This window comes from Microcoleus sp. B4-D4, assembly GCF_036705185.1.
In the GTDB taxonomy this organism is placed as follows: Bacteria; Cyanobacteriota; Cyanobacteriia; order Cyanobacteriales; family Microcoleaceae; genus Microcoleus.
In genome coordinates this window covers 1-21,910 of the sequence record NZ_JAUBTX010000059.1, presented here as the reverse complement: position 1 = coordinate 21,910, position 21,910 = coordinate 1, and the positions used below count along the sequence as shown (strand labels likewise).

Here is a 21,910-nt window from a genome sequence, read left to right as displayed (position 1 = left end):
CTTATTGATATTGGTGCAACATCTCAGATTAATAATACTTGAAGCCGAGGGTAACAGAGAGAGACCGTATGTGCGATCGATAGTCTTCTACCGGGAGTTGGAGACGAGGTGAATAAAACACCAGAGCAGATAGCTGCGGAATTAAGAACACTTGCCGCACAGCTTGAAGAAACTTCAGACGGATTATTGAAACCCAATGAAAACCAAGCTGATAGGCTGGAACAACTATTAAATTCAGCTAAACAAACAATTAATCGCGGTCTTAGAGAGATGGTTCAACCAATATTGGATACCTACCTAATCAACTACCATCAAAACCTCCCATAAAACGTTTCAACTCCTACCCAATCCTATTGCCATGACTGAATTTTCCTTCCCACCACAAGACGTAAAAGCAGTCAACCCAGCAGAAGCCAGAAGGCTGTTTGAGCAAGCCAATCATCTCTGGTTTGAAGAAGGATGCTATCACCTTGTCCTACCGCTTTATCTAGAAGCCCTCAAGTACGACCCCACTGACCCGGTGATGCTCTATCAACTGGCTGTGGTTCTGCGGGCGTTTGAGCGCTTCGATGAGGCAGCACTTGCACTCGAAATGGCATCCCTTCACCAAATCCTTCTGGGCAAAATAGGCAGACAACTTTTGGAGAGAAGGAAAAAATGGCTGCTGAAACATCTTTATCATGCACCGCCCTTGCCCATACCAGCCATAGAAATCGACCTGAAACAATTTCTCTCAAAAAGTTTCCATTATAATGAGTGGCTGGAAATCGCTATTGCTGCTAGCGAGAGGAGAATGTTTCTTTTGGCGGAAATTGCCTATGACAGAAGTCTGCCTTTTTCTAAATTCCAAAAAACTTGGGAAGCCGAACAAGCCCGACGTAATAATCAGAGCGATATCGCAATATTAAATAATCTGCGACCATCCGCCAGACAGCTATTTGAGAAAGCCAATCATTTCTGGTTTAAGGAAGGACGCTATCACCTTGTTCTACCAATTTATCAAGAAGCCCTCAAGTACGACCCGACTGACCCAGTAATGCTTTATCAACTTGCGGTTGTGCTGCGAGCCTTTGAACGGTTCGATGAGGCTGTGCAAGCACTCGATACGGCATCCCTTCATCAAAACCGTCTGAGTGAGAGGGGCAGAAACCGATTTGATATGTGGAAAAAAAATATACTGCAACCACCCTCTTATACGCCAACCATGCCCATACCAGCTTGGGAAATTAACCTCAAAGAACTTTATTCGATGAATTTTAATAGTAATAATTGGTGGGCGATTAGTGCTGCTGCTGAAGATCGTAGGATGTTTCTTTTGGCTTATGAAACCTATCTCAGTGGTACGGGTTGGTATGACTCTGAAATACTTAAGCAGGAAGAAGAGCTGCGACGCGAGAATGAGAGCGATCGATCGAACTTAAATTATATGCGACGAGATTAAGGTAACTTCTCTGTGCAATATTTCAAACTTACTTAATACCTTACCATCAAGACATTAGTCCGAGACCATAATTCACATTGTTGCCAAAGTCAAAGAGGAAGTTGAGAACTATGAATCACATAGAAGCAAAGCGGTTATTTGATGAAGCGAATCGTCTGTGGTTTGGCGATATAAAGTTCAACAAAGTGCTACCTCTGTATCGAGAGGCCCGGAAGTACGATCCAACCAATCCTGTCATTCTCTATCAGTTAGCGAATGTGCTGTGGGCTTTTGAACAATTTGACGAAGTGCGAATCCTAGTTGCCAAAATTGAAAAACATTTAGACCGTCTCAGCGATTTTGGCAAAAAAATGTTTGATCGAGAAAAATCCCGACTGCTTTCTCCATCACCTTTCAAAACTCCTATGCCAATACCAGCTTGCTCCATTGACTTAGAAGAACTTAATTCAATGGGTTTATCTCACAAACAATGGATGAGTATTTCATCAGCAGCAAAACAGCGCAGAATGTTTAACTTAGCGGCCCTTGGTGAAGAGCGAAGTTTTCCGTTTATCACTCGTAACTCAAAAATAGAAAAACGCAAACTCAATCAAGAAAACGACAATTGTTTTGGGTATTTAGAACTAATGTTCCCAGACGCAAAGCGGTTATTTGATGAAGCGAATCGCCTCTGGTTTTGGCAGGGAAAGTTTAACAAAGTATTGCCACTGTATAGAGAGGCTTTAAAGTACGATCCGTCCAATCCTGTCATTCTCTATCAGTTAGCTAATGTGCTGTGGACTTTTGAACAATTTGGCGAAGTGCGAGCCTTAGTTGCCAAAATTGAAAGAAACTTAGATTATTTCAGCGATTTCGGTAAAGAAATGTTTGCTAAAGAAAAATCCCGATTGCTTGACCCATCACCTTTCAAAACTCCTATGCCAATACCAGCTCGCTCCATTGACTTAGAAAAACTTGATTCAAGGGGTTGGTCTTGGAAGAAATGGATGGACATTGGATGGCCAGCAGAAGAACGCAGAATGTTTAACTTAGCAGCTATGGCTGAAGAGCGAAGTTGTATTTTTGATGGTGACTCAGCAAGAGAGATATGCGAACTCTACCAAAAAAACAGCGATTGTTTTGATGATTTACTACTAATGTTACCCGAAGCAAAAGAGTAAAAAATCCTGAAAAAACTGAGCTTGTTTCAACTGTATCCCAAGAAAAAATGAAAGGAGCAAATGACTAAAACTGAGGTTTTGCCACCACCCCCTCGCACAAACGCCGATCGCGCGAGCTCACATTAGGATTAGTCCTCAGATAATCACCCACCCAATCGCAGCCCCTCACCAGCAAATCATCAAGATCCAAATTCCACAAAATCACCCGATTATCCCGGCCAGCAGAAGCCAGAACCTTCCCATCCGGGCTAAAACTCACGCTCATCACGCTATCCTTGTGACCCGTCAAAGTTTTCAGCAAAGTCCCGCTGCGACTCCACAGCTTCACCTTATGATCGTAACTGCCCGAAGCCACCAACAAACCATCCGGGCTAAAACCAACGCTAGTCACGCTATCGCTAGAACCCTTCAGCAGCGTCGCCACCAAAGTCCCGTCTACCTTCCACAGCTTCACCGAATTGTCGTAACCAGCCGAAGCCAGCATTTTGCCATCAGGGCTAAAAGCAACCCCCAAGACAAAACTGTTGTGAGCCCCTTCAAAAGTCCTCAGTAAACCGCCGTCCCGATTCCAGAGTTTGACAGTACCGTCATCGCTCGAAGAAGCCAGCATTTTTCCGTCGGGACTGAAAGCCACCCCAGTCACCCAGCCTTTGTGTCCCGTCAAAGTCTTAATCAACCGGCCGTTTCTCGTCCAGAGTTTCACAGTCTTGTCCTTGCTAGCCGAAGCAAGAATCTCGCCGTCGGGACTAAAACTCACACTCATCACACTGTCGCTGTGCCCGTCAAGAGTGAACAGCACAGAAGGCGAACAGGGGAACAGCGGAGCAGAAGGACAAGGGACAATACTATTACTGACGCCATCACCTTTGAGACTCCAGACTTTCACCGTTTTGTCGTAACTCCCAGAAGCTAGTAGCTGTCCGTCGGGACTGAAACTGACGCTGGAGATTTTCTGAGTGTGTCCCTCCAAGGTTTCCAGCAAAACCCCCGTGCGGCTCCAAATTTTGATAGTTTTGTCCGTAGAAGCCGAAGCCAGCCTTTGGCCGTCGGGGCTGAAAGTCACGCTTTGCACCCGATTTTGGTGTCCGTCGAGGGTTTTTAGCGGCACGTCATCGATTCGCCACAGCCTGACTGTTTTGTCAAAACTTGCCGAACCCAGGGTTTTGCCGTCTGGGCTAAAACTCACCTGAGTAACTCGATCGGCGTGTCCCTCAAAAGTTCTCAGCAAGCGGCTTTCCGGTTTAATATTGCTAGTATCGGTGGGACGTTTGTCGCCAACATTAACCAGATTCCAAAGTTTGACAGTTCCGTCTGCACCTCCAGAAGCCAGTGTTTGTCCGTCGGGGGAAAAACTAACCCCAAATACCCACTTGCTGTGTCCCCGCAAAGTTGCTAGCAGTTCGCCGCTAGCCTGTGTTGATTTTTTTTTGGTTCCTGGGAGTAGGGGCGGTGTCCCCGTGCCCGCCCCAGCGATGTTCCAGATTTTTACCGTTTTGTCTTCACCCGCAGTGGCCAACAATTTACCGTCGGGGGAGAAACTGACGGTGTAAACTTTTGAGGGTTTTCTGTTTTCGCTGTGCCACAGAGTCGCGATTAATCTGCCGTCAGAACTCCACAGTTTAACAGTACCGTCATCGCTCGCCACAGCTACTATTTTCCCGTCCCGACTGAAGCTGAGCCAATTTACCGGAGCTATTTGTTCGATCGTCCGCAGCAGCGTACCGTCAGTTTTCCACAGTTTGACTGTTTTGTCTCTTGATGCACTGGCGATCGTCTCCCCGTCCGGGCTAAAAGCAACGCTAGTAACGCTATCAGTGTGACCTGTAAAAGTTGCCAGCAAAGTGCCGTCAGTTTTCCAAAGTTTGACAGTTTTATCTAAACTTGCCGAGGCGACGGTTTTATTGTCTGGACTGAAAGCGACACTGGCGACGCTGTTAGTGTGACCCTTGAAAGTTGCCAGCAAAGTGCCGTCATTTTTCCAAAGTTTGACAGTTTTATCTACGCTCGCCGAAGCTATTGTTTGACCGTCTGGACTGAAACTCAGACCCCAAACTACATCGCCGTGTCCCTCCAAGCGGTTCAGTTCTTTGACACCGTAAACGGCCTGTTGGAGGGCAGCAGCAATCAGAATTTCGGTGTCCTTGAGCGCGTGTATTTCTTGGGAGTGTTCGATCTGTCTCCACTTTTTACCCGCTCTCAAACTTTCCATCATCGCGTCAAATTTGTTGTTTGAAAAATAAAGGGCTTCAGAAGCTGCTGTCAGGGTACTGATTTCGGCTCGCTGAGTTTGAGCGACAGCTACCTGTTTTTGACCGACGGCGCGCCACCAAAAGTTTACAGCGGCGATGGTGGAACTCGTCAGCAGCAGTACGCCGATCGCTGCTACTCCCAGCAGTTGTTTCAGAAAAGTATTAGCTCTGTAGAGCTGTGCTTGACTCATCTTTTTGTCGGCTTCTGCTTTGTGCAGTCTGGCTTCTAAGCCGAATCTTTGGCGGATCGGCCGCACTAAATAGTCGTGTACCAATTGATAGCGGTCTTCTGGCGCTTCCCGCAGCAGAAATAGTAAACCGTGACCGACTAAAATGTCTAAAATTAATTCGAGATTGTCGGTTTTATTTTGTGCGCTTTTGGGTTTTTCGGCGAATTTTAGTTGTAAGGGAATTCGGCTCGTACTGCCGGCCAACAATTCATTTTCTTCGTCTGCTGCAGGCTGCTGGCCTGTCACTAACGATAGTTCGTGTTTGGTTTTAATCAAACGCACGCCTCTTTCATCGGTCAGGGAAAACAAGATTTTCCAAGCTGCATCTTCGTTCACCAGGCCGCAGTCTGAGATGACTCCTTCGAGCGATCGCTTGACTAATTCTGCCTTGGGATTGTCGCCCAATTGCTGGTATTGTGCTAGACTTGTAATCCCTTCTTCTTGCAGTTGCGCTCCTACTACCTGCAATTCGATCGGTCGCACTTCTTGCAGTTCGTCTGCTAAATCTTTGACAAAGGCATCGATCAGTGCAGGTTCTAAATAATATTGGGCCCGTTCTGTTAAGTGTCCGATTACCGCCCGCGCGTCTTTCATCGAAAAACTTCGCAGTTGGTAGCGAATACCTTTGTCCAGGATATTATTGTTAATGGCGTCGAGGTCTGGGAAGCGATCGCAATCCAGCAAATAGTGCAAATAATCTTCGCGCAGACACAAAATTATCTTGACATAAGGCAGATTCAAAAACAATCGCAAAAAGTTATAAAAAAGTTGCCTTTGTGCCACGGAAGTCGAAACAAAGAAAAATTCTTCAAATTGATCGAAAATCAGCACGGTCAACAAATTATTTTCCGCATTTTCGCGCAATTGCTCTATAATGAAAGATGAGTTTTCCGATGGGCGCTCTGAGACAACCGAGCAACTTTTTTTGTCGATTTCCTGTACCCCTTTGGCGATTAATTTCCTTTCTTCTTCTGCTTGTTTGTCGTACAGAGCGCAGTTCAAAGCCTTTTCTAATTCCATCAGCCAGTCGCTGTAAACTTTGACTACTACGGGCAAGGTATCGCGGGCGCCCGGAGTAATATTTTTCAAAGCCGGTACTAAGCCGGCGTTGACTAGAGAACTTTTTCCGACGCCGCTGGGCCCGTGAATAATAGTTAATTTATGGTCGTCCCTGCTAATTCTTTCTAGCAAGTTATTGATATCTTTTTGGCGGGAGTAAGCTGTCATGGAAGCTGCAATCGCCGCTTGATTTTGAGCTGAGGGGCTCGAAGGATTGACGGCTTGTCGCTGCTGCTGCAATTGGCTGGCTCCGATAAAAGCTCTAAATCCGTATTGATATTCGATCGATCGCTGGTTTTTCTTAATCCGAAAAGCTTTGAGATACTCTCCCTGCTGGAAATAAACCGCTTGCAGTTCGGTCAAAATATCAATATAAAGGCGGGGGTCGTACTTCGGCTCGCTTTGAGTTTGAGCCAACTCCAAAGAATGCACCGCCGCTTCCCACTGGCCTAGCTGCCGCAAACTTTGGGCCAACAGTAAAAGATACGAACTGCGATCGGATTTGGGATGTTGGATTTTAGATTTGGGTTCGTTACTAGACTCGCTAGTACCTACAAATTCTGGGTAATTTCCCTCAAACCCCAATCTCAAATCTTCTATCAACAATCTCAAATCGTTAGGGGTTTGATCCAAAATCGCCAAAGCCAATTCGGCTAGCTGGCGGGCTTGACTCCACCTCGACTGTTGCAGCGCAACTTCCGCCAAAAAGCCGTAATCTTGAGCTAGTTGGCTGGGAGTACCGTAGGTGAAGTGCAACTGCAAAGAATTTTCAGCTAATGCTTGCAACTCTCCCCAAGCTTTCAAGCGCTGCAGCACTTGTCCGAGGTGTGCTGTCACCTCAGCGACTAATTCGGGGCGCGAAGCCAGAGAAAAAGCGTTTCTAGATTGTTCCAGGCTAATCCAAGCTTGTTCCCAGTGGTGGCGGTTGGCTACCGGATTTCTGGCTGCTTGCAGGCGGTGACACAAAGCTATGTGAAACAGCACTATCCCTTCTCTCTCTAAAAATAAGATGTTGGGGACAGGATTCAATAAGGATGAGGGGAGGGTTTGTCGGTTTTCGGAATGTTCCCTAGCGAGTTCCCAGTTGCCGGTTTGCTGCTGCCAAAATATTAAGCTTTCTTGGTAGTGAATTAACGCTGTTTCGGTTTTGTCGCTGACATAGTAATCTCGACCGAGAACGAATTGCAGGCTGGCTTTGAGGGCTGGTTCTAGTTCTTGACCGCGATTTTGTAAGTCTCTTAAAGCTAATTCTAGTTCTCGGCGCGACAAAGAGCCGATCGCCAAATCGAGGGTATTGCCGGGACTCAAGGGCGAATAGGAGTGAACCTCTGATTTTCGCGTGTTTTGGGGTTGAGAAGTAAAGCTGAAAAAGCGTTCTGCGGGGCTGATTTTGCTCTCCACCCGTGCGCGTTGTTCCCAGTCGGTTTCGTCGCTGGCAAAAGTAGCGAGGGTGCTGGCGGTGCTGCTGCCCAATTCTCGATCGAGTTCGCCTACTTTAAATATCGTATCGGCTCGCGCAGTCAGGAAATGAATTAATTCATCAACGGCCAATTCAAATTTAATTGTGGCGGCGGCCCAACTTTTGAAATCCGGGGCGAGACGAATCATTTTGGTAACAATGTCATCTGTTACCCACAGGATCACTGGACAGGTAAAGTTTTTGCGAAATTCGTCTCGCACTTGATTGGTAGAGGCCATCAGTTCGTCGATCGCCACGACTGTTTCTAAACCGAATACCATCAATGCCGAGGCGGAACCAACAGCCGAAGACCCGCTCGGTAACGTGTTGGCCACCAGATTAGTGTAGAGGGTTTTGACGGATGCTGGCAGGACAATATCTTGAATTGGAACTGGGGACATTTCTCGCAGCCGCTGCGCCCAGCGCTGCCGCAACTGTTCGTAGTTGCAGCGCACCAAAATTAGCGAAAATTGCTGCTGAGACATGGCGATGGATCGTACCAGAGTTTTGAGCGATCGCTCGTTGTAGCTGGCAGTTTGTTGTAGTTTAAGCAGATCGGTCATGCGTGCACCCCTGTTGCAGAAATCAATTACCTAACGATCGCCGATCGTGACTGAAACCGTATCTACTTAGAGATGCTCGTTCCTGTCTGGCGCTTTATATCTGTAGTAATACGTAGTTTGTCGTACTGCTTTTATGAAAATTTACACATTCTTTATGTTTAATCTAAACACATCATACCTCTGTATCTCCGAGAATGCGAAACTTGACAGTAAAAATTCAAGTTAGCTTAATTTGATTTTTCTCGGTTACAGATAAACTACTATATGCCGTAAATATCCACCCTCAATTTATAAGCAAGACCGGCAATTAGCTATTAGTAAACAACCCTACTCCATCTGTAGCACGAATTCAGAAATAAAAGCTATAAAAATTGTAGTCCGCGATGGGATTAGTTGGGACTAAGAGCAACAGGTAAAAATAGATATAGCCTTTCTGTGCTCTGTTATGAGGTACTATCCGGCATAGGGCATAGGGCATAGGGCATAGGGCATAGGGCATAGGGCATAGGGCTATGAGAGTGAGAACTGCTATATGGCACTTCTCACTCTCGATGAGGTATCAATCCCTCAATCCCTCAATCCCTCAATCCCTCAATCTAAAACTTGTAGTGAGCGAAGCCGAAGTATCTAAAATCTCAACCTCACCTTTTTGAGAGAGGCTATATAGGGGGTCTGGCCTTGCAGATATGAGAGTAGAGATTGGAGAAAGTCCTTGGTGGCGGTAATTTTTTTTGTATCGTCAAAGTCGCGACGCGCACCCAGCAATCAACAAAAATTAGCCAGTGGCAAAAACCGCTGACTGGATGCTTTATTCGATTGCAAAATTTGGGAGTTTTGAACGGTGAATGAGAAGTTAAAAACTTGATATATCCCTCGCGGGGGAGGGCTTGGAGATTTGGGAAGCAATCTCCAAAATCCCAACTATTTTTGGCGATCGCGCTCCTGCCATTCTTGATATTTTCTGGTTTCTGCTAAAGCTGGATTGATGCCAAACCACCGACCTTCTAAATCGCGGTATTCAAAGACAAACATACTTCGCAACAAGATTTGAGATTCTTCTTCGCCGGTTACACTTTGTCGGTTGACAACTTGAAACAGTAATTCCCATTCTGTGTCATTAATAGCTCCGAGAAGATCGTCGCGATATTCTTGAATGACGTCTTCGAGACATTCGCGAGAGAAGGGGGGGTCTTCGTGCTGCAAACAGCTATACAAAAGCATCAGTAGATTGCGAACGTGACCGCCGCTAATCCTGCAGAGCCGGTCTAAAGTTTCGGGACAATCAAAGACTTTGGAAATTAAATCGATGCGTTGAGCGGGATCGACTGTGGGGAAAGCTCTAGCTAAGACTAACTGTCGCAGCAGTGCCATTCCTTCCTTGTGGTCGTCGCCCGATCGCCGGAGCACCGGTACCATCGGCATTACCTTGGGTTTGACTCCAAATCGACTGGCGAGGCGGCCGAAGTCGTTGGAAAAAATCAAAGTCAGGGGAATCGTGTAGACGACGTGGCAATTGAGTTTTTTTAACTGTTCGCCGCGGTCTAAAAAGAGGTATTCTGGCTGGCTGCGCCCGCTGGGTTTGAGGGAGGGGTCGAGGCGATCGAGGTTGTCAACGATGACTGCGAGTCCTTTTTTGCCTTTGTGTTTGAGTTCGGCATTTGCTCTGTCGAGGAGTTCTTCGTTGATCGACTGCAAGATGCTGTTGGTGCGGGGTTCGAGATATTGTCTGAGTTGCGATCGCAGTTTGGGAGAGTCTTTAGTTTTAGCAGTAACTCTAGCAATGCCTACAGATAACTCGGCTTCTGCTGACAAATCGATCGGAGTCTGCAAAAATTCTGCCACTTCTGCAAACAAATTAGAAAAATAGCTCGGTCTGAGTTTGATTTTGGCCGCTTCCATAGTTTCGCTGACTTGGCGCGCAATGCTCAGCAAAATATCGCTGATATCTACATCCCCCATGTCTAAGTCTTGGGAAGACTCGAAGTAGACAACGCAAAAACCCTCTTGTTCGAGTTCAGCTTTGAGTCGAAACAATTCGGTAGATTTGCCGCAGCCGATATGTCCTGTAAATAGCTGACAGGTTGGCTCGTCGGGGGAGATCCGGGTAATTGTTCGCTGTAAAGATTCAATGATTTTGCCACCGCGCACGGAACCAAAATCAATGTAGTATTGATAGTCTCCAGGGTCTCCCGCGACGAGGGTCTTGCTCGGGTTGCAGGCTTTATAAAATCTGTCTAATTCGAGTGCGATCACAATTCAAGCCGACTAAAAGTGATAAAAGTTAATCGAAAGTCTAAACTTTCTTGCCTTGAGTTTAGTTTGATTTGTCACCTTTTGCCCTGTGGGGTAATGCCCTAAATACCCAAACAACCTCTATCTGCTAATCAACATGGCGGCGCGGGAATTGGGAATTTTTAATTAAGCAATTTTAATTACCTAGCTGGATAAGTGATTTTACGGAGATTGGCACTCGTTCTGGGTAATTTTGCGGGGATCTGATTAAATGGTAGGGGAGAAAGGGTCTGCAGTGCGCGAGATTAAACAGTTTTGAATTTGTGCTAATCCTTAATTACTAAATTGTCAAGAGGTAGATGGCTAATTTTGGAGCGGTTTCTCAAACAGAGTTAGGGCGCCGACGCCAAGAGTTGCGACGCCTCCGTCGCGATCGAGCGGTGGCTTTGGTGTGGCAAACCCTGGCTGCGAGCTCAATGGCCTCATTTTTGTTGTGGTGGATGGCGCAGCCAACTTGGTTAATTGCCCGATCGGAACAAGTGAATGTGGAGGGCAATCAGTGGCTCTCAGACAAGGCGGTGCGCTCTTTGGTGCCGCTTTCTTACCCGCAGTCGTTGTGGGGGATTCAACCGCAGGCGCTGGCCGAAAAAATGGAGTTAACAGGCCCTATAGCCAAAGCAAAGGTGACTCGTAACTTGTTTCCACCTTCTTTGACTGTGGAAGTGGCAGAAAGGCTGCCGGTGGCGGTGGCGCAGCCGACGGCGATGTTGAGATCCAAAAGCGACAAGGAAAAAGTGGGATGGCTGGACGCTCGCGGAGGTTGGATGCCGTTGGAGAGCTATACTGCAGCGGCGCGATCGCACAATAGTTCGATCGAACCGGGCAGCGATCGAGTCCGGCAGCCCCAGCATTTTTTGCCAACTTTAAAAGTCATCGGGCCTTTGGAAAAGTATCGCGCCTCTTGGCCGAAGTTTTACCAAGGACTAAGCGGCTTGACTGTGAAAGTTTTTGAGATAGATTGGCAAGACCCCAGCAACTTGATCTTGAAAACAGAGATCGGTACCGTACACTTAGGGCCTTACAGTTCCTCCTTGACAGGCACTCAACTGAAAGTTTTAGACCGAATGCGACAATTGCCAAAACAGCTAGATTCGAGCAAAATAGCCTACATTGACTTAAAAAATCCAGCAGCGCCGATCGTCCACTTGCCAGAACCCCCCCCTAGTTTGGAGAGTGCAAGTCCCCCACCAACTCGCGGTCAGAATTGATTTTCTGTCAACAGAAGGTAGAAACTATCTGTCATCCGGCAGAATTTTTACCGCTCTGGATAGATACGCAGGGCTTGACATAGGGACAATTGTTTGATTCGGCCCCTTTAGGAAAAAAAAATCAGGATTTTTTTCCCCTCAAGAAGCGTCTCCGGCTAGTATCGATTTTTTGTTCGTCTGCAAAGCCCTACAAATGCCGAAGGCACGAGCGCCGGAATGGGCCAGGGGCGAGGTACGGGCGATCGACACTCCGCAAAATCCGAGATTGCTAACATTCAGCCTCGAACTGTGTTAGTTTTTCGGCAACTTTAGCCTATAGTTGATGTGAATTGGCGTTTAGTTAAGTTAAAAAGCTGTAATCTACTATCCCCGACTCTAATGAAGCTTAATAATAGACAGGGGTCTGACCAAGACAGTCCCCCTTCGGAAGAAGTGAAAAATTTTCCGGTGGCTCTCGATTCCGCCAATCCGTTTAGACGCAAGTCTGGTTATGTAAATGTAGATAGTATTGATATCGATCCTATGGTGAATCCCAAAGACATAATGCCCAGCAGTGCCGCGAGAATCAAAGTAATTGGTGTTGGCGGGGGTGGTGGCAACGCCGTTAACCGGATGATTGCTAGCGAGATTTCTGGGGTCGAGTTTTGGTGCGTGAATACCGATTCCCAAGCTCTGGTGCTGTCAAATGCTCCCAAACGCTTGCAAGTCGGACAAAAGTTGACGCGCGGCTTGGGTGCTGGAGGAAATCCGGCGATCGGGCAAAAAGCAGCCGAAGAATCTCGCGACGAAGTTGCTAATGCTTTGAATCACGCGGATTTGGTGTTTATCACAGCCGGCATGGGCGGCGGTACGGGCACGGGTGCGGCTCCGATTGTCGCTGAAGTAGCCAAGGAAATGGGCGCGTTGACTGTGGGCATAGTTACGCGGCCTTTTACGTTTGAGGGACGGCGGCGCACCAGCCAAGCTGAGGAAGGGATTGCAGCTTTGCAAACCCGGGTGGATACATTGATCGTGATTCCTAACGACAAGCTGCTGTCGGTGATTTCGGAACAAATGCCGGTGCAAGAAGCTTTTCGAGTTGCTGACGATATCCTGCGCCAAGGGGTTCAGGGTATTTCTGACATTATTACGATTCCCGGTTTAGTGAACGTTGACTTTGCCGACGTGCGGGCTGTAATGGCAGATGCGGGTTCGGCGTTGATGGGCATCGGGGTGGGTTCGGGCAAGTCGCGGGCTAGGGAGGCTGCGATGCAGGCTATTTCTTCGCCGCTGCTGGAAGCTTCGTCTATTGAGGGCGCTAGAGGTGTGGTGTTTAACATCACTGGCGGTACTGACATGACTCTGCATGAGGTGAATGCAGCGGCTGAGACGATTTACGAAGTGGTCGATCCGAATGCGAATATTATTTTTGGAGCGGTGATTGACGAGCGGCTTCAGGGAGAAATTAAGATTACTGTGATCGCTACTGGTTTTTCGGGAGAAGTTCCGCCTCCTCCCGTTCCGGGGCGCACTCAAAATGTGAATGCTCCTTGGCGGGCTGCAACAGTGCCTGTGACTCCTGCTCAACAGACGCAGGATACGAAAATTAAACCGCAAGATTTGGGATTAGATATTCCTGAGTTTTTGCGTAACCGTCGCCCACCAAAATAATTTTAGATTGTGGATTTTAGATTTGGGATTGTGGATTTGGGATGGGGATTTGGGATTTGGGATAAATCAAAAATCTCCCCTCAAAAAAATCTAAAATCTACAATCTATTGAGATTGTGGATTTGGAATAAATCAAAAATCTAAAATCCAAAAAAATCTAAAATCTAAAATCTAAAATCTAAAATGTCTAGGGTTTGTCCGGGTTCTGGTTCGAGGAGTTGGGTGGAGAGTTCGGATTTTGCAAGTAAATCGCGAAATTCGGGGATGCTGCCGATCGATCGCACTAACATTGGTAAAATACCGGTGGCTCGGATATCTCCTGCAGTTGTCGGTAAGAAAAACTTCGGTTTGAGAGTTTCGGCGAGTTTGAGGGCTTCTTTGGGGCCGATGATGACTTGTCCGAGGAATGGGAAGATTTGACCGATGACGGGGGCGATGGCTACGTCTACCGTGTCTATTTTCTGTTTGACTTTTTCTAAGGGCGGTAAGTGCGGTTCGTAATAAAGTGTCTCGCCGCTGTTTAAATCTTTTAACAAATAGCCGTTTTCTTCTTGTCCCGGCTGGATTTCGGCTCCGGGTACGGCGATTATTTGTAATAATTCTTTAAATTTAAACTCTTGCCAATTGGCTAAAGATGTGATATTGGTGTATCCCAAACTGCTGAGGACTTTGGCGGCGGTGGGGGAGGCGATGGCGGGAATGGTGCGATCGAGCTTTTCGAGTGTTGGTCTGTGACAGTGGTCGTCTAAGCCTTGGGAAATGAGGATAAGGTCGATCGGCGGTAAGGTGTCGGGCGTGAAGGCGACGGGGGTGTTGTGGTAGGCGGTGAACAGCCAGGGTTGACCGTAAAATACCAGGGGATCGATTAGCCACGGATCGACGAGGATGGTTTGGCCGGCGATGTGGAAGATCCAGGAGTTGAGGTCGATGCGGGTGAGTTTCATAGTTTGCAATAATTCTTTACACTGGTTTAATAATAGCTAATTTTGCAACCGCAGATGGGGCGGATGAGCGCTGATGAACGCGGATATGATAAGAGTAGGAAATCGATCTGCGTTGATTTGCGTCTATCTGCGGTTGCAAAGATGATTAATTCGAGGGTTTATATGACACTTAGAGACTCAGGCTTAGAGGAATGTTATATTAAAAATTAGGACTTAGTAAGCTGGATCGAAATGGAAATCAATCTGAATCCGCTAGATTTAATCACTATTAAACTGCAACAAACTGTTGCCGATATCCAAAATTTAGATAACGAAATATCAGGTAAAGTTCAAGAAAGTGCAACTGCAGTAACGGCTTGGGTACAATCAGCACCAAGTTCAATTGTTAGTGCTGGGACGATCGCCGCTCAAGAAGCTTTCAAAGTCTCGCACAACATCCGTTTTGAAAACTTGCCAAAAAATCTGCAATTCAAATTTGCTAGGGCTGGTATGCGTGACGGAATGCGAAATGTTCTAGAAACCGCAAAAGTATTTGAATCCATCCCCGCCCAAATTCGCGCCAGAGGCCCGGAAGCAATTCGCGACTTTTGTCTAGATAAAGATTGGAGTCATATTCAAGCCCGCGTTAATGGAGGGGGAAACGAAGCTGCTAACGGGATTTTTGAATATTTTTGGGTGAATCGCGCTCGCGGTGGTAAAGACATGACGGCGGAAGAATTAGCAACCGCTAAGCAAGTTTTAGAGGCTGCTGCTTTTAAGGCGGCGGTTGCCGAAATCGTTGGGGCAGTAGCAAAAGGGGCGATCGCAGCAGCAGTAATTGAATTAGTATTTTCGATCTTAGAAAACTCGCTGCTGTGTGTTGAAGGCAAAATTACTCAGTCCCAATTAATCGAACAAGTGGCTGCAGATACTGCTAAAGCTGGTATTGCTGGCGGTGCAATTACGGGAATTTTGTTAGCGCTTTGCATGATATTTCCTCCCATTGCAGGAGTTTTAGGCGCTGCTGCGGTACCGTTGGCAGTTGCTGGTATTGGTTTTATGGGAATTCGTGCTTGGGAAATTTTTTGTCATGGCGATCGCCTATTTGGGATAACTGAACAAGCACAAAAAATTCTGGGATTGACTGAAGCGGTAATTGAATAAAACCGTAACAATAAAATCTGATTTAAGATTTCTATGGGTTGTTAATTTTTGAGATAATTATGCCGGCAATCAAGAAATCAAAAATACCAGTTGCAATGACGATCGCCGGTTCAGACAGCGGCGGCGGTGCCGGGATTCAGGCGGATTTGCGGACTTTTGCGTTTCACTGCGTCCACGGTACGAGTGCCCTGACTTGCGTGACGGCTCAAAATACCTTGGGAGTGATGCGGGTGGACGCGATGGCTGCGGAGGCTGTGGCGGCTCAAATTGAGGCGGTGGTTGGGGATATTGGGGTGGATGCTGTGAAGACTGGGATGCTGCTGAATCGGGAGATTATGGCGGTGGTGGCTTCGCAGGTGGAGAGTTTGAAGATGGGGAATTTGGTTGTCGATCCGGTGATGGTTTCTCGATCGGGCGATCGACTCATTGACGATGGGGCGATCGCATTTTTGCGGGATAATTTGATTCCTTTGGCAACTTTGGTGACTCCGAATCGGTTTGAGGCCCAGATTTTGAGCGGTTTACAGATTGTTTCTTTAGATGATATGAAAGCGGCGGCGCAAGAGATTTATCGCAAAGGCGCAAAAGCTGTTTTAGTCAAAGGCGGCGGGATGGCTGGAGATTTGCGCGGGATTGACGTTTGGTTTGACGGTATGCAGTTAGAAGTGTTGAAAACTGAGAATGTTGAGACTGGAAATACCCACGGGACTGGTTGCACATTGAGTGCTGCGATCTGCGCTAACTTAGCATTAGGTAAAGATTTATTTACCTCAGTAACATTGGCTAAAAATTATGTTACCAATGCTCTGAAATATGCTTTAGATATTGGACAAGGCCAGGGGCCCGTGGGTCATTTTTTCCCACTTTTACTGAAGTAAATTGTGAACTCTTACCTTCTCTTTCTTCCTACCCTACGGGAACGGCTTCGCCGAACGCGCCCTTAGCGCCTTCGCGGTTCGTTTAACTTCTTAATTTTTCAGGCGAAAGAGCGATCGCCACCAAATCTTCTATTTTCTTAAGATTCGGATCGCCAGCTAAATAACCAATACCTCGATGCAAGTGCAGGCGAAATTGTTTAGCTAGAGTTTCCTTTTCCGTGCCCAAATTATCTTGGTGACACCGCTGCTTGAGGGCAACTATCAGAATATCCGCCATGTCGCCGCCAAAAACATCCCAGCTTAGTTCGACGTTGCTGTCGCTCTTAATTGGCACTGGGGATGGTATGCTGGGCTCGGCGAGCGATCGGCAAAACCCCCACCTGCACAGCACGTTCCAGCGATCAATTTTAGTCGATCGTTTGAGTTTTGACAGTTGGTCTTTGGCTGTTTGGGATAAAAGGATGCGATCGACTGGTGGTTCCATAGGTTGAGAGTGTTTTGATATTTTGTAAAGAGTGTTAATATCTAGGAAGCTCAGCCTCTCAAATTACCTTTTTTGACAGAGTTGAAAAACTAAAAGTAACAATTTTTTACACGGCGCGGACTTGATATATTCAGCGTTTTTTGGTATTCTAATTGTAATAGGATATATCCTAATATAATGGGATGGTTGCAAAAATAAAATTTTCGCAACCATCCCATTATGATATATATAGTACCGCAACTCCCCGGCAAAAGTCAAGGGGGTTGCGGAAAATTTTGGCGCGATTTTTTAATCCCAAAAATAGCCGGGTTCGACGGTGGTTTGGCGTTTAGCCGAGTCGTAGTTGAGGAGGTAGCTGCGGGCGATCGCCTCTAATTCTTGCAGCTTATCATATTCTACTTTGCGAATCTCCGTGTCCGTAGAAAGCAGGATGACTTGGTGGCTGGCTGAGGGAAAATACCGTTCGACTAGGTTGTTTCTGTGGGAGGAGTCGAGGCGGCCCAGGGGAGTGTCGATCGCGACTGGTAACTGTCTCCCGGATACTCTGGCTAATCCCCACAAAAAGGCGATCGCCAATAATTGTTTTTCACCGGCAGAAAGTCGGTGTTTCGGTACAGGTTTGCCTTCTGGATCGTAAATGGAGAGGCTAAATGTGTCAGTGTCGATCGCAACTCTGTGCACCAAGTCGGTTTTGTGCAAGAGGTAGCGAAAACAGTCGGTAATTTCTATTTCGAGTTTGTTGAGTTTTTTGAGGGTGAGTTTTTCTTTAAATAGTTTGAGGGTAGCTTGCGCTTTGGCGATCGAACCGATGACGTGTTGGCTGTTTCTGATGGTGATGTATTCGCTGCTGTAGCTTTCTAGTTCTTTCTGGGTTTTCTCTAATTCTTTGTTTAATTCCGCGATGCGGTTGTTGGTTGATTCGTGGGCGGCGGCTGCAATTGCAACTGATTTTTGAGCATTCCTCACCTCTGCTTCTAGTTTTTCGTAGGCTTCGGGGGAGGCGGCGGCGGCGATTTGTCTGTCGGTGAAGTCGATTTCGGTTTCAATGTTTTTGATTTCAGCGATTTTTTCGGCCGCTAGGGTTTGCTGGGCTTGGATTTGGTAGCTTAGCAGGTTTTCTAGTTGCTGGATGCTGTTGTTGTCGGCGTTCAGCCAGGGCGGGCTGTCTGGGGCTGCTTGCTGTTCGAGTTCTCGGTTTTCTTGGCGGATGAAGTCTTGTATTCGATCTAGCTGTTGGGGATTTAATGAGATTTCGGCGATGTAGTTCAGGAGGCGATCGCTTCTTTGTTGGATAACATTTTGGGCAATTTGTGCTTGCTGTTGGCTGGCTTCGGTTTCTGCTTGGGTTTTGGCTGCAGTTAACAGGGGCGAAATTAGGGCTAGTGGTAGCGTATTTGATGCCAATTCCATCATGGCTTTGCGGGTTGTTTCTGCCCGGTATGTGTAGTCGTTTAGCTGTTGGTCTAGTTTACTGCGATCGGCTGCAATTTTCCCACCTTGATAAATGAATTTCTCAGATGCTTGTTTCTGGTTTGTTTCAGCTTTATCTAATTCGTTTTTTAAGCTAGCTTGTTTTTCTTTAGCTAACTCTATTTCAGCCGTAATTTTCTGAAAAGTTTGTTCAATTTTTTCTAAAGCGGCCAAGTCTTTTTTGCCTGCAATTTCTTTCCGCTTGCGACTGGCTAATATTTCTAAATCGACGGCTAGGCGTTCTGCTAATTCTAAGCCTAACAAAGATTTAATCGCCCCGATTACAAATTCCGGCGGTGTTTCGAGTTCTGCGAGTTCTTTTACTTGTTCCCCATCAAACAAAAATAGATTGGATATGCCGACTGGTAAAAGAGTTTCGATGTATTCGTCCCAGGTGTTGGTAATTGCTTTGTCCGACCACCAATCGTTGACTACTTCGCTGTAGATGAGAATACTGAGGCTATCTTTAATATCTAGTTTTTTCCAGTATCTAACGATTTTAAATTGAGTTAATTTGTCGTCTTGTACTTGTTCAAAAATCAATTCTACGCGGGTATCTTCTAATGCAGGAGTGTGGCGGTTGATGGATTGATTGAGGAAGTCGCTGTAGCTTAAGTTACCTCTGGTGGAACATTGGGCGCGGCCGCCGTATAGGGCGAGGCGAATGGCGTCTAGAAGGGTGGTTTTGCCGCCTCCGTTCATGCCGCCAAATAGGATGACTGGGGAAGGATTTCCGTCTTTTTCGGGGCGGAGATTGATGGTTTGGATGCCTGTGTAGGGGCCGAAGTTTTTGAGGACGAGTTCGAGGAATTGCATTGTAGATGTTGTTGAGATGGATGAGTGTTTGTAAGCGCGATCGATTTGTCCGACAGTCGGAGAGTCCGACAGGGATTGAAATCCCCGGCGGACTGCGGGTAAGCCCGATCGCCCGATCGACATTATTCGACCTAATCTTTGCTATTTCCCTCTTCTGAATTTGGGGTTGAATATTTAAGATCCGCCCAAGACAATTGCCTGCCTTCACTGCTGTTGCTTTCGAGTTCTTGTTTGAGTTTGGCAATATCTGCCGTATCATTTTTGGCAGAAGTGTTGGTTTGGGCGATCGCACTTTTGACTTGCTGAATGTTCTCAGTCGGATTTGCTTTAACAGCTTCCACCGCTGTTTTTAAGTTGCGTTGATAGTGGGCGTTACCAATAGCTTCATCCTGCGATCGCGAACTGGTTTCAAAACACTTGTCCAAATCGGCGTAAATACCTGTACGGCGGGGTTTTGTGTAGTATTGGCGTTCTGTGTCGAGGAGTTTAGCCATCAATTCGAGGTGCATTTTGTCATCGCTGCAAATTTCTTCAATCGCAGTCCATTCGTCGCTACCTAGGAGTTTTCTTTCGGCGGCGGGACGGGAATCTTCAAAGGGTTCGCCCGTGACTTCTTCGTAAATCCGGGGCAAACTGTCGTCAAATTCGTGCTTTTGTTCCAACCAAATGCGGCGGATTTCGCTAAGTTCTTCCGGGGTAATTAAGGTGATGTCGCGCATTTCTTCGGGTGCGGTTTTGCGGATGTGGGTTTGTGCTTCCAAAACTCGTCTCAGCCAGTGTTCCCGCCAGAATTTGGTGTACGGGCCGGGGATGGGTTCGACGGAGGTTTTGTCGTCGCCCATGTTGCGTTCAAACAGTTCTACTCTACCGTAGATGCGTCGGAAGTCTCTTTTTGGGCGATCGTCTTTTATATCTAATTCGTTACGAATATCGAGGAGTGGCTGCATCCATTCTTTTTCTTCATCATTCAAAATCATTGCGTGCATAGACTTATCTTGGTCTACCATTGTACAAACCCAGCAGCCAAATCGAGAATCTCCACAACTAGGCGTAGAAGTATCAACAACTAAAGGACATTCGTTATCTGCTGTCGCACCGCGATACATAGTAAACAAATCTTTATTGTCCCCTCCCCAAGGGTTAGGATACTGCATTAGATAAAGCCAAACTTCATCATCCCGCCAGTCTTCCACAGGCGTATAAATTAGAGAGTTAATTAAACGAGAATTAGGGCTCAAACGATCGCGCACTCTACCTGCTTCATGCTTTTTCATTGTTGCAGCGCGTTTGCTGCTTTCAGCCTTTCGAGTACCTAAAACAACAATAGTTTCACCGTGGGATCTAACCATTTCACGGATAAAATCGTTAACAGGTTGAATTTTCATGCGATCGGTACACCACCGAAATCCATTTCGAGGTGCTGGATAGCCTTTCCCAATTGAGCATACCCAGAATGTTTCTTGAACGGAAGGATGAAGCAGATGGGGTTCAACAGGCATTTTTTGCTGGTTAGCTGCTAACTTAACCTGTTTAATACAATTGCGAACCCAGATAGAAATTATCGGATTTTCAACCAGTGTATCTGTTGTAATTAAATGAATTGTTTTTGTGCGTTTTTCCAGTGGGAGTGCTGCGATCGCATTCCATATTAACTGCAATACTGCACTCGAATCCTTTCCAAAAGATACGCCTAAAACCCAGGGAATTTCATCGCTACAATACAAATCCTGAATTTCTTGAGTTAACTTTTCTACATCATCCACTAACTCAGTAACGCTGCGCGGTGGGAATAGTGGCATCTGCTGAGCTTGTGTCATTTTATTAATCTCCTATTGCCAAGCATCAACACTTGTGCTGTGAATTCCACCCTGTGACGCAACATAATTGTGTGCCTTTTATCGTTGAGCTTTGAGCGTAATGGTCTGCCTAACTACTATACCCCGTGATGATTTATAATTAAAGGTTAACATTTAAGTTAATTTACAAGCTATGCCTAATGACAGCTCGAATCAGCCAGAACTCAACCAGCGACTAGATGAATTCCTTGAGCCGTACTTCGCCAAGTACCACCGTAAGAAGTGCTATCCGGGCCTAATCTTTCAGCATGGAAAGCGAAAAATGGTACAATTTAACGTGTCTGCTGATGACTTACCTACTCTCCTTCAAGCAAAACCTTCTACAAATAACGAGCCTGAGTCTGGTAAAAACCGTCCAGAGATTAAGGGCCATGCTGAGGAAGTCAAGGACTACATTCTCAAGCGCGTTAGAAAAGACCAACCCTGGATTGTGGGTACACTCACTGCAAATGTCGATCCAGAGAAGATTGAAATTATCGAACTAAGTCGGGGTATTTGCTTAGTAGTTATCCCTCGTGGTGTTAAGTTAGATATTACCGACGGACAGCACCGTAAGCGAGCGATTCACGAATTGATTGAGAGTGCTAATGGCGAGTTAATTGGAGATAATGATTTCCCAATTACGCTAGTTTTAGAAGGCGACTTAAATCAGTGTCAAAGAGACTTTAGGGATATGGCGCAAACAAAAGCGCTGGATAAATCTTTACTCTTGTCCTTTGGCGAAATGGAAGGGCGAATAGGTATTTGCAAACAGTTAATTGAACAAGTGCCAATTTTTCAGGGCAAGACAGAGAAAGTTAAAGGTTCTCCCTCATCTAAAGAAAAGCGAATATATACAATGAATTATGTCGCAAAGGCTGTCAGTTGCGCTTTTGCTAACGATCCGAATAACGAGCTGAAAGATTGTAATTTATCAGAATGCTCGGCAGCTATAATTAGGGCTTGCTGAATAAGCCTAAAACCCTTACCTCAAAAGACTTTGACTCGCGTTCGGCGTAGACAACGTGTA

The 21,910-nt window shown here is 46.4% G+C and carries 13 protein-coding genes and 1 pseudogene; 8 read left to right on the top strand and 6 right to left on the bottom strand.

Annotated elements, in window-relative coordinates:
* The first annotated feature begins 108 nt into the window (after positions 1-108).
* The 3 genes from QUB13_RS26970 (at position 109) to QUB13_RS26960 (ending at position 2,601) form a co-directional block, all read left to right on the top strand.
* Complete coding sequence (locus QUB13_RS26970; protein WP_333387284.1) at positions 109-327, top strand: hypothetical protein; 219 nt, start codon at positions 109-111, stop codon at positions 325-327.
* A 31-nt stretch (positions 328-358) separates the two neighbouring features.
* Positions 359-1,441, top strand: coding sequence for a tetratricopeptide repeat protein (locus QUB13_RS26965; protein WP_333387281.1), 1,083 nt, complete (start codon positions 359-361; stop codon positions 1,439-1,441).
* Positions 1,442-1,551: 110 nt separating this feature from the next.
* Positions 1,552-2,601: a tetratricopeptide repeat protein gene (locus tag QUB13_RS26960; protein ID WP_333387278.1), complete on the top strand. Its 1,050-nt coding sequence runs from the start codon at positions 1,552-1,554 to the stop codon at positions 2,599-2,601.
* 64 nt (positions 2,602-2,665) lie between these two features.
* Here the strand turns inward: QUB13_RS26960 and QUB13_RS26955 are convergent, their stop codons facing one another.
* Together QUB13_RS26955 and QUB13_RS26950 are read right to left on the bottom strand one after the other, a co-directional pair.
* Positions 2,666-8,161, bottom strand: a complete 5,496-nt coding sequence (locus QUB13_RS26955; protein WP_333387275.1) for an nSTAND1 domain-containing NTPase — start codon at positions 8,159-8,161, stop codon at positions 2,666-2,668.
* A gap of 921 nt (positions 8,162-9,082) precedes the next feature.
* Complete coding sequence (locus QUB13_RS26950; RefSeq protein ID WP_333387272.1) at positions 9,083-10,414, bottom strand: ATP-binding protein; 1,332 nt, start codon at positions 10,412-10,414, stop codon at positions 9,083-9,085.
* A gap of 338 nt (positions 10,415-10,752) precedes the next feature.
* Here QUB13_RS26950 and QUB13_RS26945 point away from each other — a divergent pair, with 338 nt between their 5' ends.
* On the top strand, positions 10,753-11,661 hold the full coding sequence (locus QUB13_RS26945) for a cell division protein FtsQ/DivIB (protein WP_333387269.1): 909 nt from the start codon (positions 10,753-10,755) through the stop codon (positions 11,659-11,661).
* Positions 11,662-12,039: 378 nt separating this feature from the next.
* A complete protein-coding gene (ftsZ, locus tag QUB13_RS26940; RefSeq protein WP_194008792.1) occupies positions 12,040-13,311 on the top strand; it encodes a cell division protein FtsZ in 1,272 nt (423 codons plus the stop codon).
* A gap of 163 nt (positions 13,312-13,474) precedes the next feature.
* Here ftsZ and QUB13_RS26935 read toward each other — a convergent pair whose 3' ends face one another.
* Positions 13,475-14,254: an MBL fold metallo-hydrolase gene (locus QUB13_RS26935; protein ID WP_333387265.1), complete on the bottom strand. Its 780-nt coding sequence runs from the start codon at positions 14,252-14,254 to the stop codon at positions 13,475-13,477.
* A 231-nt stretch (positions 14,255-14,485) separates the two neighbouring features.
* On the opposite strand from QUB13_RS26935, the gene QUB13_RS26930 reads away from it, so the two are divergent.
* Together QUB13_RS26930 and thiD are read left to right on the top strand one after the other, a co-directional pair.
* On the top strand, positions 14,486-15,397 hold the full coding sequence (locus tag QUB13_RS26930) for a hypothetical protein (protein WP_333387262.1): 912 nt from the start codon (positions 14,486-14,488) through the stop codon (positions 15,395-15,397).
* 59 nt (positions 15,398-15,456) lie between these two features.
* A complete protein-coding gene (gene thiD, locus QUB13_RS26925) occupies positions 15,457-16,275 on the top strand; it encodes a bifunctional hydroxymethylpyrimidine kinase/phosphomethylpyrimidine kinase (RefSeq protein ID WP_333387259.1) in 819 nt (272 codons plus the stop codon).
* An 82-nt stretch (positions 16,276-16,357) separates the two neighbouring features.
* On the opposite strand, the gene dndE is transcribed toward thiD, so the two are convergent.
* From dndE to dndC, 3 genes are all read right to left on the bottom strand, one after another.
* Positions 16,358-16,759: a DNA sulfur modification protein DndE gene (dndE, locus tag QUB13_RS26920; protein ID WP_333115652.1), complete on the bottom strand. Its 402-nt coding sequence runs from the start codon at positions 16,757-16,759 to the stop codon at positions 16,358-16,360.
* Positions 16,760-17,047: 288 nt separating this feature from the next.
* On the bottom strand, positions 17,048-19,045 hold the full coding sequence (gene dndD / locus QUB13_RS26915; protein WP_333387321.1) for a DNA sulfur modification protein DndD: 1,998 nt from the start codon (positions 19,043-19,045) through the stop codon (positions 17,048-17,050).
* A gap of 131 nt (positions 19,046-19,176) precedes the next feature.
* The gene (gene dndC, locus QUB13_RS26910; protein ID WP_333387256.1) at positions 19,177-20,862 is read right to left on the bottom strand and encodes a DNA phosphorothioation system sulfurtransferase DndC; all 1,686 of its coding nucleotides are present in this window, start codon (positions 20,860-20,862) and stop codon (positions 19,177-19,179) included.
* A gap of 172 nt (positions 20,863-21,034) precedes the next feature.
* Here dndC and QUB13_RS26905 point away from each other — a divergent pair.
* Positions 21,035-21,838, top strand: a pseudogene (locus tag QUB13_RS26905) (DNA sulfur modification protein DndB); the annotation flags it as partial.
* Positions 21,839-21,910: the final 72 nt, after the last annotated feature.